At 42.8% G+C, this 15,395-nt stretch carries 15 protein-coding genes; 10 read left to right on the plus strand and 5 right to left on the minus strand.

Going from position 1 to position 15,395, the window contains the following annotated elements:
• Position 1: 1 nt before the first annotated feature.
• Positions 2-1,036, minus strand: a complete 1,035-nt coding sequence (locus ABD846_RS12960) for a toll/interleukin-1 receptor domain-containing protein (protein WP_344827780.1) — start codon at positions 1,034-1,036, stop codon at positions 2-4.
• A 383-nt stretch (positions 1,037-1,419) separates the two neighbouring features.
• Here ABD846_RS12960 and ABD846_RS12965 point away from each other — a divergent pair, with 383 nt between their 5' ends.
• Positions 1,420-2,748 (plus strand): tyrosine-type recombinase/integrase, encoded by a 1,329-nt coding sequence (locus ABD846_RS12965; RefSeq protein ID WP_344827783.1) that lies wholly within the window; start codon positions 1,420-1,422, stop codon positions 2,746-2,748.
• A 94-nt stretch (positions 2,749-2,842) separates the two neighbouring features.
• Here the strand turns inward: ABD846_RS12965 and ABD846_RS12970 are convergent, their stop codons facing one another.
• From ABD846_RS12970 to ABD846_RS12980, 3 genes are read right to left on the minus strand one after another with little or no spacing between them, the layout of a single operon-like run.
• The gene (locus ABD846_RS12970; protein ID WP_344827786.1) at positions 2,843-3,601 is read right to left on the minus strand and encodes a hypothetical protein; all 759 of its coding nucleotides are present in this window, start codon (positions 3,599-3,601) and stop codon (positions 2,843-2,845) included.
• A complete protein-coding gene (locus ABD846_RS12975) occupies positions 3,580-4,731 on the minus strand; it encodes a zinc ribbon domain-containing protein (protein WP_344827789.1) in 1,152 nt (383 codons plus the stop codon). Before ABD846_RS12975 ends, ABD846_RS12970 begins: the two co-directional genes overlap by 22 nt.
• A gap of 40 nt (positions 4,732-4,771) precedes the next feature.
• The gene (locus ABD846_RS12980) at positions 4,772-5,833 is read right to left on the minus strand and encodes a DUF4917 family protein (protein WP_344827792.1); all 1,062 of its coding nucleotides are present in this window, start codon (positions 5,831-5,833) and stop codon (positions 4,772-4,774) included.
• A 298-nt stretch (positions 5,834-6,131) separates the two neighbouring features.
• Between ABD846_RS12980 and ABD846_RS14785 the strand changes: the two genes are divergently transcribed.
• The 6 genes from ABD846_RS14785 (at position 6,132) to ABD846_RS13005 (ending at position 10,559) form a co-directional block, all read left to right on the plus strand.
• Positions 6,132-6,335: a helix-turn-helix transcriptional regulator gene (locus tag ABD846_RS14785; RefSeq protein ID WP_425568041.1), complete on the plus strand. Its 204-nt coding sequence runs from the start codon at positions 6,132-6,134 to the stop codon at positions 6,333-6,335.
• A gap of 254 nt (positions 6,336-6,589) precedes the next feature.
• A complete protein-coding gene (locus ABD846_RS12985) occupies positions 6,590-7,504 on the plus strand; it encodes an ArdC family protein (RefSeq protein ID WP_344827795.1) in 915 nt (304 codons plus the stop codon).
• Between the two features lie 16 nt (positions 7,505-7,520).
• Complete coding sequence (locus ABD846_RS12990; RefSeq protein WP_344827798.1) at positions 7,521-7,958, plus strand: DUF2958 domain-containing protein; 438 nt, start codon at positions 7,521-7,523, stop codon at positions 7,956-7,958.
• A 51-nt stretch (positions 7,959-8,009) separates the two neighbouring features.
• A complete protein-coding gene (locus ABD846_RS12995; RefSeq protein ID WP_344827801.1) occupies positions 8,010-8,972 on the plus strand; it encodes a toprim domain-containing protein in 963 nt (320 codons plus the stop codon).
• A 167-nt stretch (positions 8,973-9,139) separates the two neighbouring features.
• Positions 9,140-10,237 (plus strand): hypothetical protein, encoded by a 1,098-nt coding sequence (locus ABD846_RS13000; protein ID WP_344827804.1) that lies wholly within the window; start codon positions 9,140-9,142, stop codon positions 10,235-10,237.
• A gap of 1 nt (position 10,238) precedes the next feature.
• Positions 10,239-10,559, plus strand: coding sequence for a hypothetical protein (locus tag ABD846_RS13005; RefSeq protein WP_344827807.1), 321 nt, complete (start codon positions 10,239-10,241; stop codon positions 10,557-10,559).
• Between the two features lie 55 nt (positions 10,560-10,614).
• Here the strand turns inward: ABD846_RS13005 and ABD846_RS13010 are convergent, their stop codons facing one another.
• Positions 10,615-12,477 (minus strand): type IV secretory system conjugative DNA transfer family protein, encoded by a 1,863-nt coding sequence (locus ABD846_RS13010; protein WP_344827810.1) that lies wholly within the window; start codon positions 12,475-12,477, stop codon positions 10,615-10,617.
• Between the two features lie 492 nt (positions 12,478-12,969).
• On the opposite strand from ABD846_RS13010, the gene ABD846_RS13015 reads away from it, so the two are divergent.
• The 3 genes from ABD846_RS13015 to ABD846_RS13025 are packed head-to-tail and all read left to right on the plus strand — an operon-like array spanning position 12,970 to position 15,380.
• Complete coding sequence (locus tag ABD846_RS13015) at positions 12,970-13,350, plus strand: plasmid mobilization protein (protein ID WP_344827812.1); 381 nt, start codon at positions 12,970-12,972, stop codon at positions 13,348-13,350.
• Positions 13,351-13,354: 4 nt separating this feature from the next.
• The gene (locus tag ABD846_RS13020) at positions 13,355-14,545 is read left to right on the plus strand and encodes a relaxase/mobilization nuclease domain-containing protein (RefSeq protein WP_344827815.1); all 1,191 of its coding nucleotides are present in this window, start codon (positions 13,355-13,357) and stop codon (positions 14,543-14,545) included.
• Between the two features lie 25 nt (positions 14,546-14,570).
• Positions 14,571-15,380 carry a hypothetical protein gene (locus ABD846_RS13025; protein WP_344827818.1) on the plus strand — a complete coding sequence of 270 codons (810 nt, stop codon included), beginning with the start codon at positions 14,571-14,573 and terminating at the stop codon, positions 15,378-15,380.
• The last annotated feature ends 15 nt before the right edge of the window (positions 15,381-15,395 follow it).

A 15,395-nucleotide genomic window follows, 5' to 3' on the forward strand; every position in this document is an offset into this window, starting at 1 on the left:
TTCACTCTTTTTCTTTTTTCTCGCTGTAATATCTATCCAAAAAATTATGCATCATATGCCTTGCATCTTTGAATAGAAAATAGGAATCCTCATTTTTTCCGTAAAATTCTCTCATAATCGGATGCCCCAACATTTCAACTGCATATTCCAGATTACGAATTAATTTTTCTCTTTCTGTGGCAGTTTTTGCGGTTTTAAGGCCACGATATGTATCAATACCTATCTCGTAAAACCAAGGAAAATCTTCTTTGAAAAAGCTGATAAATATAAGAAAGCTCATGTTTTGGTCTTCTTTCATCATTCCAAAATGCATAATTTCTTCAACCATCATAGGATGAAACTTGCGTCTACGCCTTTTATTATCGGGGTCAAATCTGCTTTCTATTCTGGAAGGAAGACTATCAAACATAATTTTCACTTCCTCAAATAATTTGGCTACAGAGTTTTCCTCTTTTTCAGTTTTAGCACCTGGAGTTTTAAATTTATCAGTTATTTCTTTTGCTTTAGTTACGAATTTATCTACAAGGTCTTTTACTAAGCTTTGATCTGGGTCTAAGCCCGGTACTTTTCTAACAAGTTCTAGAACGAGTTTAGTGATTGATTCGGAGTCCCCATCGTTATTTTGAAAGAGCGCGAACGGCCCCGTTATCGCAGTGCTAAAAGGAATACCCAATGCAATACCAATGACCTTCTTATCAAGTTTTCCCTTTGCGACTCCAGCTTCGTACAGGATCCAGGGTCTATCAACACTGTGTTGAGTTAAAAGGCAAACAATATCCGAGGCTTCATCAATTTTATCCATGATTGCCGGGTACCACTCTTGCCCATACTCAATTCCCTGAGTGCCCTTTTTATCCGAGGAACGAAAGGATTTAAGCGCACCTGCACTTGCGCTTTTCAGAAGATTACTAAATTCCTCTGCTAGCTCAGCATCTCTGGTATCATGGCTGATAAAAACTAATGGATTTTGGGTTTTGGCAACCGAAATTTTTTCGTCGTTTGAATTACTAGTTTCTTGTTTTTTTCTAGGTGGCATATATTGTGAATAAAGTTAGGCAGATTGCCTGTGACCAAATATACAATTATGGAATATAATTCCAAAGTGCCCATCAAACCTAAAGAGCTGTTTAGGTTTGTAATAGACGACGTGTAATGCTATAATGCGTATAGTGGTAATATAGGGGTAGAAGATTCTTCCTCTTTTATAATACTGCTTATTTATCAACTGGATAATAATCCTGCTTCAAATCCGGCTCGGGCCACCACTTTTATTCCTATTTTGTCCTTATCTGTTCCTAAGTATTGACAAATAAAGAAAATGGCATAGGATAACGTTCCTAGTTACCCTATGCAGTCCGGGCCAGTCCCACCAATTCGGTGGTAGAGCAGGGGTAATTATCTTCACAGAAGGAGATACCCATGCTTACAGACTTGTCTTGTAAAGCACTCATTGCCGAATCAAAAAGAGTTAATAAATCAATTAAGAAATCAGATGGGCTAGGCCTCTTTTTACATGCCTTTCCCAACGGGTCCGCCTATTGGTACCACAAGTATCCGTTTCAAGGTCGTTCAAGGCAAATTTCATACGGTCATTACCCAACACTCTCGCTTGGTGACGCGCGAATAAAGCGAGCCGAATCCTACAAGTTGATTAAAAATGGGATTGACCCGCTACAATTGCGTGAAGACCAGACCATACAGGCTGCAAAGGAAATAGAACGGGCATTTGAAAAAGTTGCCAGAGAATGGCATGCCAGGAACATCAATCTCTGGTCGTCCGAACACGCAGCCCGCATTTTATATCGATTGGAAAAGTTCCTCTTCCCTTCAATTGGAAAAATTCCAGTAAACAAGATGAGACGTAAACAGCTTTGGGATGTTATTCTAGAAGTCGAAAGGCAATCTCCTTCGGATGCTAAACGTTGTATCCAGCATGCTACTAAAATATTTAATCATGCCACAAATGAGGAATACGCAGAAACAAATATTGTCTTGGGCATGGAGCAAAGTTTAGCACCGCAAAAGCATGGTCATTTTGCATCAATGAAAATTGAATTCTTGCCTGATTTTCTTCGTGACCTTGAGAGGAATGATGCAGGTTTATCCCAAGATCGACTAGACGCGATAGAGTTGCTTATGCTTACAGTGGTTCGCCCAAATGAGCTCATTAAAGCTGAGTGGACGGAATTTGACTTTGAAAAGCGTATGTGGACCATTCCAAAAGAGAGAATGAAAATGCGGCATGAACATTATGTCCCATTATCACGGCAAGTGTGCAAAATTTTAAGGAGGCGAATGGAAGAAAATTTTTCAATCAAAGGGGTCCACAATAAGTATGTTTTTCCAAGTCGTAAAAAGCCACGCATTCCTATGGCGCATAACACTATTTGCGAAATCATCATTGATATGGGATATCAGGGCCGACATACGGGGCACGGATTTCGCGCATTATTCATGGGCATTGCAAAACAAGAATTAGAATACAAGCATGATATACCGGACAGGCAATTGGCTCATAAGCCGAAAGGTAATGTTGACCGTGCGTATGATCGTGCAGAATATTTAAAGCAACGGATAAAATTGATGCAGGAATATGCGGACTATATAGACCGACAAAAACCGGGAGCTGTTATTTCATCAATATTGACATTAGAAATCAGAAGCGACCAAATAGCCTTTAATCATGGAGAATATCAAACTGGCAAGAGCAGTTATGAAATTAGAATAAACGCGGGGGGCTCTCCTTGATGAAAGGACAGGATTTGAAATGAAGTATTTATCTTAATGATTTTGCTGATAAAATAGAGCTCATTTTTTGAATTTACCATCTACTTTACCCGTATTAACGCCAGTTTGGATAATCGATAAGATGAATAAGCTCGTCAAAAACAATTCTTAGGTCGTCCTTAATTTTGTCTAAGTCTGCTTTCTTTGCAATGTATCTCCTGTTGTGCGCACTCATATCTCCTATTTTCTTTAGCCTCGGCAAACACTCTTTGGTGTTTCTTCCGATATTCCATGTTGCTTCATTTTTGAACAGGTCAATTAAATCACTCAAGTAGAAAAAATTACCTGCTGGATTTTTAATTTTATCATCTATGCCTTTACGTTCAAAAGCTTCGATAATTAAAATCTCTAACAGCTTTCTAGTCATTACAGAGCAGGCATCATAGAGACCTTGGTCGTAACATGCCGCGGCTTGCTCAGATACTGTTTTTAGATACCCTCTTGTGCCATGAAATATTTCTAAAGGGAAAAAGTTGTCCGTAGCTACAATTACCCTTGGTGCATTTACAATTACATCAATATCGGTTTTATTGCTTCTTTCTAAATGGTATAATCCATGATGAAGGATAAACCTTTGTTTCCTCCCCTTAACTTTTTTAGAGTTGTCACGAAGAAACTGTGCAGTATTGCTGTATCTATTAATTTTTAGCTCGTCAAAACAAGCATCGACATCTTTGCTTTTTATTCCTGCTTCGTTTTTTTCCACAGTTAGATAATACACAAAAAAGTCAATCTTTCTACTAGAAGGTAATGCTTCAAACCCTTCTATTTTCGTAATAAATTGTTCTAAAGTCATACAGCCTTTTTCTTCCATGTTTTAAGATAATTAGAACCTTTCGTTGTAACTGACAAATTACCATTGTTAGTTTGTATCCAACCTGTTCTTGCAATTGTATTGGCAAGGCTTTGAGCAAATGCTGTAGGTATTATTAAATTTAGAGCGTCATAACAAGTATAGATATGGTCTGCTGTGATAGTATCTATCTTTAGAATTTCCTGCAAATAGTAAGTAAAAAGGAGATTATTCTCGTTATTCTTTTTTTCAGGCCACTCATTGTAAAAGTCTTCTAAACTGCGCTTCCCTGTAGGTGCCAAGTCTAAATTGCTTAGTCTTTTAGGAGTATTAGTATTTTTCGCGGTAGCTCTTTTATTCTTGGCGGTTTTCTCCAAATTTCCATCTTCAGTTTTTTGCTCGTTCTTAGAACGGTTTTTTGTTGGCTTTGCCGATGAACTTGTTGTTCGACTTAAAATTTCCTTTGCCTTTTCGATGCCCTTTTCGAACATAGCAAACTCATCTTGTAAGGGATTAATGTATTGTCCGTTAACGGCGAGTTTTATGTAGACACTTAAAGTCTTTGTAGTAGTTTCTTTATTGAACCTTTTAGACTCTTTGTATTTTTCCAGAATGTCCTTGCGTGTAAAAGTGTCATTTCCAAAATTTGACGCAAAGAAAGAGTAAACAATTACCCATTCTGTTTCAGTCGCTGGCAAATTCCTCATTGCAGCAGCTAACAAGGTGGGATAGTTATTTGGTATTATTACAGTCTTTTGTACAGGTTTTTCATTTATGACTTCTGCGTCTGCTTCTTCCGTTGTCTCTGGTGGTAAAGGATTTGCTCCAGAATAAGCCGTTCCTAATTGTTTGGCCGCTAGCTTCGAAGCATAAGAGTCGCGCAAGATACCAGCTAAGTCTTTTCCAACTTCATTACTAAATGTCGCTTCTATGGTCCTATCAGTGGATGTCTCATGTAAACGAAAAGTATTGAAGTTATTAGGGACACTATTTTTAGCAGTATTAATTTTTGGTGTACCGCAATTTGTGCATCCAGCATAATCTACTTCAAGTGGCGCGTCGCATGATTTACATTTAAATTGCGTCAGGCAACCCCCACAGAAATAGCCCGTTAATGGCAATGGATTAGAACAACTTTTACAATTTTCCATTTGATTTTCCTTAGTGTTTGATGAATGAGATGACTATATACTATTGCCAGATATTTGCGGTTCTGGCATTGTATAAGTGAATTTTTTTAACTCTGAATTTGCTTTTTATTTTCTCAATCTGGGCAATGTCCGCATCTGAATATACTCCAATATAAACACTATATAGCCTCTTGTCTTTGGACTGTTTGGCCGCGGCATTAATGGCCTCTATCACGTGGGTATCATAATCACCAAAATTAAATCCAAAAGTTACTAAAGAGCCGCCTATCGAAGATAACGTCTCATAGCAATGTGAGAGATACTTGTTATGCATGATATTAGTAAGTTTCTCATTCCCATTACCCGCAGTAATAAAAATAGGATATTCTCCCCGGTTCATTCTTTCATTTATGTTTTCCATGAGAAGATGTTCACTGTTGTAAACTTCTTTTATAATGTCGACCCCCGTATCAAAAATCGGCAATGCACCATGTAAATAGAAAACATTTTGCCCAGCTTTATTAACTCCCCATATGAGGTCGTTCGAATACTCTCGTTCAGAGTTAAAATCATCTGGGTCGCTTAAAAGTTCACGACCAAATCCATCATTTGGATGGACATCAGCGGCATCCTCTGTGGCACTATTGCGCATTAGTACCCAGTATGGGAGTAAGTCGTAGTTGGTTGAGAAAACAAAGCCATTTTTTGCTAAATACTCTTTTAGGAATCGGTGGCACGCCTTGGATTTGTGTTCTGGGATTGAAAATACATGACCAGGATGTAGAGAGCGAACTGCATCAATAAGACTTGTCTTTAGCTTTTCATTAGTAGCTTTTATTTTTTCAATAATGTATGCGTCAACCTGAAAAACTTCTGCGATTTCTGCGAAACTATCGAGTTGTTGCATGATTGTTTCGAAATTTTTAGTTTTCAATCTCTCAAATAAAAGTTTCAGCAACTCATCATCTATATTTTGAATAAATGAACTGAGTGAATTATAAGAGAAAATGGTTGGATCATAGGACATACTAAAGCCATTCCCAAAAAGAAGATGTTTAACCCGATTCTTTTTGTTCAAGGTTTCAATTATTTGCTCGTAAGTAGGTAAAGAGTTAATATCCATAATTCAGCTTTATGAGGCAATTTTATAAAAATATATTATTAAACCATCAAATTATATACCATAAACCATAGATTGACAATCTGCCGGAGGTTAAGACATTATGACAGATTTGATTTTAATAAGTTCTACAAAAATGCTCTTAGGAAAAAATTCCTTGACAAGGGTTTCCCAATGGAGTATTAGCAAATAGGATCGCCGCTACTCTCTTCATTTCAGCCCTGCCAAAAGCCGCGGAATGTAGACGGCGAACTTTGAGGCCAGTCATTTATTGACTGGCTTTTTTTATGAAAGGAAACGAATGAACACACCTTCTTTACCAGAAGAATTCCTTAGACTACCTGACGTTCTAAGACGAATTAAAATTAGCAAATCCACATTCTATCGCTATATCAAACAAGGCGCTTATCCCAAGCCTGTTTTCATTTCTCCGGGAGCCAAAGGCTGGAAGGTTCAAGAGTTAGAGGCGTGCTTTGAGAAGCTGAACTCTGAAAAATTCATGTAGTCGACTGATACCTAAAAGTCACAACAAAGGGCGGCATTGGTCAGGGGCTTCGGTTTCCTGAGCGATGCTGCCCTTTCTGTATGTATGTCCTTGTTGGTTTCTACAGGTTCATACCAAGGCCGCTCGCGTCACCAAAAGGAATTTTCGCCGCGCTTTGCGCTCCTCGCCCTACCCAAAATTCAATTTGGTTTGCTCGCTTAAACCTTGGTTGTTCATGCCCCTGTAACCAACAACTCCAACAGAAAGGTCAAACAATGGAAACCGTTACAACCCCATCCCAAAAGCAACCAGAAACAACTCGTTTCGATATCCACCAGCATGTTACCGACATCATCATCAAACAGCTTGAAGAAGGCACAATCCCTTGGCAGCGGCCATGGAAAAGCACAGCCGCAAGTTTCAAAATCCCGCAAAACGCCCTCAAAGGGGTTCCGTACCGGGGTGTCAATATCGTTCTGCTTTGGGGAGCGACACTTCAAAAAGATTACGCCAGCAACGAATGGGCAACCCTCAAGGACTGGAACAAGATGGGTGAACGCATCCGTAAAGGCGAAAGCGGCACAACCATAGTCTTTTACAAAGACATCGAAAAAGAAGTTGACGGCGAAATCGTCAAGATCCCGTGCCCGAAGTACAGCAAGGTGTTCAACCGTGCCCAGCTTGATAGCTATCAACCAACACCGGACACACAATTACTTCCTGAAAAGCCGTTATTTGACCGTCTGGCGCATGTTGAGGCCTTTGTCGATAACACCAAGGCTATCATTGAATACTGCCCAAATGAGGCATCCTACAACCGCCTGACCGACAAAATCAAAATGCCTTATCCGCAAACCTTCATTGACCAGGAACATTGCTCTGCCCAGGAAGGCTACTATAGCACCCTGATGCACGAGATGGTCCACCGCTCAGGACACCCTTCACGTCTGAACCGTGAGTTTGGCAAAAAGTTTGGCGATAAAGCCTACGCAGTCGAAGAACTAACTGCGGAACTGGGTGCGGCGTTCCTTTGCGCCGAGCTGGAGATCACGACTCCAGCCCGCAAAGATCATGCCGCCTACATCGCTAATTGGCTGACAGCATTGCGTAATGACAAGCGCTTTGTGTTTTCCGCGGCAAGCGCCGCGAGCAAAGCGGTCGATTACTACCAGTCTTTGCAAAATAAATAACAACCGGAAGGGCTGCATGCAGCCCTTCCTTCAAGGTCAACAGAAAGGAAAAATCACGATGCACCTCTTTACCGAGCAACAACAACAGCAATTATCGTTTAATGGAGCTCCAGAGAACAGGGACAACGATCATACTCCCGTTGTCCGGCTTTTTGTCGCTAATACGTCAATGGTCTGGCTGCTTAATGAGCTGGACCCTGAGAGACCAAGCGAAGCATTTGGGCTTTGTGATTTGGGTATGGGTTTTCCTGAGCTTGGGTATTTGGATTTAGAAGGTGTATCGGAAGTATGCTCGCGCAATCAATTCAGTTTGGAACGCGATCTTCATTTCAATGGCAAATATCCAATGTCTGTTTACGCAGAGGCTGCCCGTCAGCAGCAACGCATTACAACCGATGAGCGTGATCTGATGCTCGCATTGCAGGCCTTATGCAGACCAAAGCCGCGACCATAGTGAATAGGTCAAATCCCTTATTAACTCGGTAACTTTACAGAAAGCAATACAATGAAAATTAATGATGCCAAAGCGATACCTCTTTCCCTCGTAGTCGAAAATTTGGGGGCGCGATTTGCCCGTAAGGGCAGGCGAGGGGAGCTTTGGTATCATTCGCCGTTTCGCCCTGAAGAACGCACGGCTTCTTTCAAAATCGATGAAATAACCAATCGTTGGCATGACTTCGGTCTTACAAATAATGCCAGAAATTCGGGCGGAGACATTATTGATTTATGGTGCGATTACCACAATATCGACAGGAAGAGCGGCGTCAAAGAGGCGCTTACTGATCTCGAACGTTTTTCAAATAGCGTGCAGTCTTCGTATTCCAAAAACACACACCAAGTTACGAGGCTAAAGAAACAGCTTCCATCGCCAACAACCGAACCTCGGTTCAAGATTCTAAAGCTGCACAATGGGCTGTATTTTGATAGCATAAAGACGGAGGTTGCACGTCGCAAAATATCCTTGCCATTGGCGGCAAAATATCTCAAGCAAGTCTATCTTTCAGATGCTGATAAACCAGATCGTAAAATGAACGGCTTTGCTTTTAAAAATGATAAAGGCGGTTATGAGATTTCAATCCCTAATCCGCACACCGGAAAAAGTTTCAAGACTAGCACCACACCGAAATGGTTTACGTCTATCCCCGGAAAGGATGAGAGTGTTGTTTGCGTGTTTGAAGGGTTTTGGGACTTTCTTACTTGGATGGAAATGGAGAAAGTCATTACTCCACCCAATACTGCTTACGTACTGAACTCGGTTTCTTTTGCAGGGCAATTTGCACAAGAAGTATTGGCCCGTGTATCACACCCTAAGACCCTTAAACTTTACATGGACAATGATAATGCCGGAAGAATGGCAGCGGTTCAAATAGCGGAGGCGTTGGATGGCTCTGGCATTACGATTGGAACGATGGAGCAACGGTACAGCGACTACAGAGACCTGAGTGATCTTTGGATGTCTAGATCATAAAGTAGGGTGATAAATTGCCCTTGTTGTAGCAGGTTTGGAAAAGGAAAATTATATCCGATTGTAACCTTTCTATCGAAGGCCTACAATTATATGTGTTTAAAAAAATAAAATGATATTTTGTTAATGTATGGAACGGTTTTTGATGTATATCTGACAAATCCATTATTATGACTCCAGAATTTCACGTTCGCCAACTAGTTACAGCTCACGGCGCCTGGGCACTTTCCGCTGGTTTATTCGCAGGTAGCTTCCTTTTCGCGTTCCTAATAGCTCATTCAAGGCGGTTTTTGTATTTCTCGTATATCGGATTTAGCGCTTACGGATTACTTAACGGAAGGCTATTTTTTACAGATAAATTCCATTTTTCTCAAACATCTACAAGGGCCTCTGCAATTTTTTTTGCCGCGCTTATTGTTGCGTTCTTATTAGGCTTTCCTATTGCTTATTTCCTTTTTTATTTGCCAATAAAAAGGTCATTAGTACTATCTGGTGCAAAGGTTCCAATGTCCTTTGGGCATTACCTAATTGTTGGCCATCATAAATTTTATAAAGAGGCAAATCTTTACATTATTAACAATAAAGACATGCATTCTAACGCGGCTCTACTCGCATATGCATCTAATAGCGAAATTGACCTCGATCAACAACGTACCCATAAAAACTTGATTTCCAAATCAGCTAATTTAGAGCTGGTGAATCAGTTAGCTATTTTTGTTAAAAACTTACGAGAAAGGGCAAGTAAAGAAATTTCAATTAATGCTAGTAAAGAAGAAAAACTAAAGTCATGGAGTTTTTTTTTAATGGATGCATGTCACGGGTTAGTTAAAGATTTTCCGGATAAGTCAGCTTTAGTTGTTATCAGAAAATACGATTCAAAAGAAGATAAGATGTTGACGATAGCCTCCTCAAACAATATCACCACCTTGGTAACACCGAAGGAGGAGGAGCTTATAAAGCAGTCATTTCACCAAAGGTATTCCTTAATAAGGCTCTCTCCGACAAGTAAAGCAAGTTTGCCTCTGCCTTCAGAGGGTGATAAAAGCGAAATAGTCGTAAAATGCATTAATGGAGAAGACGGGCCAAATCTTAGTTTATATATGGCCATCAAGGGAGAAAATGCGGAAGATCTCGTTGATTTAATCTTAAAATTTGAAGTTTTAGATGACTTTTGTATTGCAATTGATGAGAAATATGGTAATGTTCATTTACCAAAGGGAAATAACTCAAAGACGGCAACGACTAATGTGGATTATATGAGAGGATAGCATGTCTAATTTTACTTCATTTATCATCGATGATTTCATAGAAGCTAGAAATTATGTTTGTCAGCCACTAGAGGGATATAGAACACCTGTTATTATTACTAAGTTTTCAACTCGACGAATGACTAGTATTGGTGTAATCGAAGGTGATATTAACGAAAAAAGCAGACTATTTATTGAACTGCTTGAGAAAGCAATTAAGGACCCATCTATCGATGTTATGGAAGAGGTAGATAAAATTAAGGAAAGAGCAAATGTGAAGTACGGAGTAATCAAAAGAGGTGGACATTCTATCGACCCCATTGATCAACTTACATGCAACTGATCCCCGATAATAAAAAGCCCGCATTTTTAGCGGGCATTTTTAATGCTTTGAAAATTTAGATGTAAGGATTAGCCTCATAAACCGCGTGTCCATCCGGATGAAACCTCTCCATCTGGTAATAGGGCAGCTTTGGATATACCAGCGGCGGTTTATCGCCAACGAACGTAATGCTGTCTGCGCCTGATGTCCGTCGCACTTCATCCGGTGCCATAAGGGGCCGCGCAGTTGTTTCGTTTTCGTCCGGGTCGTCCGGCTTTTTCTTGACCTTTGCGAACACGTTCGTTTTCGTGCCCATCGCATCGCTCAGGTATTTGGCCGTAAAGTTGTCGTTTATGCTGAAGAATGTCCGAACGGTTGCATTCGCAACGAAGTTCTCCCAGCTCTTATCGTAGACTGATTTCAACTGGATGAGTGATTGCAGAATAGGCCAAACCGTGATGCCGTATCCCGCATAAGTACCAAGCGCAATCTCAATCTCAGAAAGATACCCGAGCGCAGAAAACTCATCGAGCAGGAAGCACACCTGTTTGTCTTTAACCGGGTTGCGCACCACTGACCGCATAAGGGTCATCACCACCAGTCGCAGCCATCTGGAGTGGCTGGTCAACTTATCGGCAGGAATAACGACGTATAGCACAGCATTACCTTGACGCAGCAACTCGGGGTTAAATTCCGTTTTCATGGCTTCCTGCAAAGCGGGGCTTTTGATAAAGTCTGTTGATTGCAGCATCGTGGTCAGGATAATGCCCCAAGTTTTTTCCCCGGACTTCATCACTTTCCGGATTTCTTGCGCGATCACAGAAATCAGCGTGCCGTTTTCGGTGCCTTCAACCTTGCAGGCGTACATGTCAACAAGCACTTCATCCCAATCCGCTTCTTCCAGACGCAGGTATTTATATAAGGTTATAAGTGTCTTTTCGGATTCATCCTTGGTATAGGCAATATAGGCAATCAGCCCAGCCACAATCGAACGCGCCGTATCAGTAAAGAACTTCTCATGCTCTTTCGGGTCTATCGGGACCAACATTTCTGCGATCACCTGGGCGTCATCTATGAGGTGCAAGCTTTCTTTATCGGCCAGCAATTGAAACGGGTTATAGGCGCTGGATACCGGGATATGCTCAGATAACAAACGCCAAGGATTCAGAACAAAAACATGCTTACCTTGTTTCTGCTGGTAGCGCCCCGCAATGGCCACGGCTTCCCCTTTGGGGTCAACAACTACCCAAGAGCCGGAGTATTGACCTATGCCGAGCATATTGGGGATAACAAGGTTGGTTCCCTTACCGCCGCGCGTTCCGGCAATGGAAAGTAAGTGGCCCTTGTCGTTGAAATATAGCCCGCCGCCAAAGTAGATACCTTTCCCGGACTCATAATACTCCTGCACATCGGCAATCGTGCCCAGCCGAGCCGAACCAAACTTCTGCGCTTCGTTTTTGTCGAGCGCTACCTTATAGCGCTTCCCGTTAAAGGTCAGGACAACGACAATCATACCGATAGTGTTCGCAAACAAATAAACCATCAATGCGCTGGGGCTAACGATATCATATTGCACCAGCGCAACCCCTGTCATGCAAATGACCAGAATAAACACCCAAATCAAAATCCCGCCGATCACGAGCCCGGCTCGAGTATGTCGGCTCAGGGGCGAGAGTAGGGGTGGAATGCCCTTGGGTGCATCGTATCGGTAATAGGCCCGCATAAAGCCCATAAACATCCCTATAAGCGTGATAAAGGTGGTCAGCGTGCCGATCAGGTAGAACAGCATTTTCATCCTGCCCTCGCGGTCACGCCTCGGGGCAATGATGCCCCAGACTTCAAACATTGAGACCCCGCACGCTTTGAAAAAATACGTATCGAAAGTCAATGCCAGTTTTTGTAATCGGCCGTCTTTACGCAGCCATTCCATTGTGCCCATGCGACTAAATTAAAAACAAAAACAATAAATTTGTTTTTAGATAGAATATTTTCATTCATGCGTAATTTACTTTTTTGAAAACTGTGATAGAATGAAACGACAAAACGGCAGCGTCTGATTTATCCCCGGACGACATGATACCGATACAGACCCGAGCGGATAACAACACCAAAACGACACCAAACCCGGAAACGTCGAAACGGCTTCAGTACCCTGAAACCGTCCCTTCGCGTTGCCGATTTTCCAAGGTTGCCTTGCAACTGTTTTCTTCTTTTCTGGCATTACAAGGGAGAACGATGCAGCAGCCGGCAAGGTGAAGAATAGGTCAAAGTTGTGGCCCGCTCCTTAAGTCCAATGGGTGTTCATAAGTCTGGGCTGCAAGACGTGGGCTGTCAGTACAAAAACCCTTTGGGGTTGTTTGTCCCGCCAGCCCGTCTTGCAAAGGAGATGGCTGCGCTCTCCCTTGACCCTCATGCTCTAAAATTGAAAACAATGGCCAGACCACAGAAACCGGATACAGAAAAATCCGGTGGCAAAATCCAGTTCCGGGTAAATGCCGCCGAGAAAGAACGCTTCGAAACGCTTGCTGCAAATGCGGGAGTTTCGATCACGGATTTAATCAAAAAGACAGTTTTGGGCGCGGTGCCCAAAACCCGCAAGCCGACTCCAGACAGAACCCTGTTTTTAAAGGCGCTGGCTGAACTCGGAAAAATTGGCAGCAATTGTAACCAAATTGCCCGCGCGCTGAACCGCCGCGACGGTGAAGGTTTAAACACCTTCCCGAATGAAATTATCGAACACGCCTTGCAGGGCGTTTCGATGATGACCCGGCATTTGAGGCAAGTTTTGGAAAACAACACAACGGATAAATAGCACCATGGTCATTCGCGGCAACACAAGGGGGAACGGTCGGCAATTAGCCTACTATCTGCTTGCGCCCGGTGAGAATGACCATATCCGGATACTGGACGCAGACGGATGGGATGAGATGAGCGAAGTCGAGTTCTCCAATTTGCTTTACGATATGTCGGTAACGGCTGAATTGACCAAAAGCAAAAAAGGGCTTTACCACGCGCAGATCAATCCTGCCATCGGGGAGGATAAGCTTATGGATGATGCCAAATGGTTTCAGGCCGCCGATATTCTAGCTAAGGAGCTGGGACTGGAAAACCAACGCCGTGCCATCGTGCTGCATGAGAAGAAGGGCCGCATACACGCCCATTGTGTCTGGGAGCGCTATGACCATGATAAAGGCAAAATGGTTTCGGACAGCTTTTCAAGGCTTGCTCAAGACCGCGCCCGGATGGAAATGGAGCGCATCCTTGAACAAGAGAAAACTCCTCGTCGCAATAAGAACCGCCCGGAGCTGAAAGCGACCCTTACCGAACTCTGGCAGAACACCAAAACGTCTAAAGAGTTCATGCGGGAAGTGGATAAGGCGGGCTATATGCTGGCTGAGGGAACGTTACGGCATCCGTTTATGGTGGTGGACGAGAACGGTAGGACTTATGACCTGGTTCGTCAGCTTAAGGGGGTACGGATTAAGGAGGTGCGCGAACGGATGAGGGGAGCAAAGCTTATCCATGAAAAGCAGGCAATTGAAATCATGCGTGCCCGGGGCGAACAAGATAAAGGCGATACAGGAGACAAGGGAAGGGAAAAGCAAAAAGCTGATGGTCTGGGAAAGCCAAGCCCTGAGCGCCAGATGGAAAACAAGGCCGACATCACCAAAGACAAACGGGCAATGGAAGAAATTGCCCGCGAGTTTGCTGCCAACAGGAAAGACACCTTCAGGCTGGAAGAAGACCAGATCCGCTATAACGAGGCCAAGGATACCTATGATGGCAATGCAGGAGATATGACCCGCAGAGCGGATGGGAGCGCGAAGGATGCCGCCCGGAAATTCCGGGATAATAAGCGCGACGTTCAGGACGATCTGACAACAGAGCAGATGAAGGTGCTGGAGCGCGAACGCCTGAAACAGGAATTCAGGGAAAAACAGAAACAGGACAAGGAACAAAAGGAACGCAACCGCGGCAGAGACAAAGGCCGCGATTACGAATACTGATTTTCAAACCACTCAATTTATAGTTATGCTTACAAACGAAAAATTGGAGGAAAGACTCTGGGACGAGGACCATCAATTTATTGCAGCCCAATCACAGGCCAGACGGGAATATGAGGCCATATACGACAAGTATTACAAATCAGGGCAGCAAATTACCAATGACCAACGGGCAGAAGTGCGCAAAGCATTTGCCCAGTTTGATGGCAGATATGGCGAAAAGCAGGAAAAGGAAATGCTGGCACGACATCAACGGGAACGCGAGGAATACAACGCCGAAGCTTACATGAAATGGACAAAGCTGGAAGAGAAGCGCAGTGAGTTAATCAATAAATATTTCGGCAAAGACGAAGTGCCAAAAGAACTTTGGGATAAATATAAAGAAGAGGTCCGTGAGTATGATGCTGAATGGGGTCCAAAGGGCAATCAGATGACCGCCATGCTGGAGGAGCAGCAATGGGAACTTAGTGATTACCAAAAGGCAATGTACGAACGCTACGAGAAAACTAAACTGTCGCCGTACCAGCAGACCATCCGCACGCATATGAAAGAACGTATCGAGTTTAATGGCAAGGTCGCTGACAACTGGCGACAAGTTGAAATCTTCCGTGAAGAACTTGTGAAGGAATATAATGACTGGAATAACGTTCCCGATTACCTGAAGGATGCGCATAAAAGGAACAAGCAAGAGTTTGAACGCGTCTGGGGTGAGGACGGTCTACACAAACAGGAAATGCGGAAGCGCCATCACAAAGAAATTTCTGCCCAAATGCGTGTAGAAACCGAGAGATATCGAAGCAAGGATAAGCAAGCTGATCGTGATAGGGAAAAGGAGTAAATTGAATTTAAATTG

Source organism: Rurimicrobium arvi, assembly GCF_039540495.1.
GTDB classification, from domain to species: domain Bacteria; phylum Bacteroidota; class Bacteroidia; order Chitinophagales; family Chitinophagaceae; genus Rurimicrobium; species Rurimicrobium arvi.

Coding starts and splice junctions, on each gene's coding strand:
- ABD846_RS12960 (WP_344827780.1), bottom strand. CDS start 1,036: ATGCCACCTAGAAAAAAACAAGAAACTAGTAATTCAAACGACGAAAAA.
- ABD846_RS12965 (WP_344827783.1), top strand. CDS start 1,420: ATGCTTACAGACTTGTCTTGTAAAGCACTCATTGCCGAATCAAAAAGA.
- ABD846_RS12970 (WP_344827786.1), bottom strand. CDS start 3,601: ATGGAAGAAAAAGGCTGTATGACTTTAGAACAATTTATTACGAAAATA.
- ABD846_RS12975 (WP_344827789.1), bottom strand. CDS start 4,731: ATGGAAAATTGTAAAAGTTGTTCTAATCCATTGCCATTAACGGGCTAT.
- ABD846_RS12980 (WP_344827792.1), bottom strand. CDS start 5,833: ATGGATATTAACTCTTTACCTACTTACGAGCAAATAATTGAAACCTTG.
- ABD846_RS14785 (WP_425568041.1), top strand. CDS start 6,132: ATGAACACACCTTCTTTACCAGAAGAATTCCTTAGACTACCTGACGTT.
- ABD846_RS12985 (WP_344827795.1), top strand. CDS start 6,590: ATGGAAACCGTTACAACCCCATCCCAAAAGCAACCAGAAACAACTCGT.
- ABD846_RS12990 (WP_344827798.1), top strand. CDS start 7,521: ATGCAGCCCTTCCTTCAAGGTCAACAGAAAGGAAAAATCACGATGCAC.
- ABD846_RS12995 (WP_344827801.1), top strand. CDS start 8,010: ATGAAAATTAATGATGCCAAAGCGATACCTCTTTCCCTCGTAGTCGAA.
- ABD846_RS13000 (WP_344827804.1), top strand. CDS start 9,140: ATGACTCCAGAATTTCACGTTCGCCAACTAGTTACAGCTCACGGCGCC.
- ABD846_RS13005 (WP_344827807.1), top strand. CDS start 10,239: ATGTCTAATTTTACTTCATTTATCATCGATGATTTCATAGAAGCTAGA.
- ABD846_RS13010 (WP_344827810.1), bottom strand. CDS start 12,477: ATGGGCACAATGGAATGGCTGCGTAAAGACGGCCGATTACAAAAACTG.
- ABD846_RS13015 (WP_344827812.1), top strand. CDS start 12,970: ATGGCCAGACCACAGAAACCGGATACAGAAAAATCCGGTGGCAAAATC.
- ABD846_RS13020 (WP_344827815.1), top strand. CDS start 13,355: ATGGTCATTCGCGGCAACACAAGGGGGAACGGTCGGCAATTAGCCTAC.
- ABD846_RS13025 (WP_344827818.1), top strand. CDS start 14,571: ATGCTTACAAACGAAAAATTGGAGGAAAGACTCTGGGACGAGGACCAT.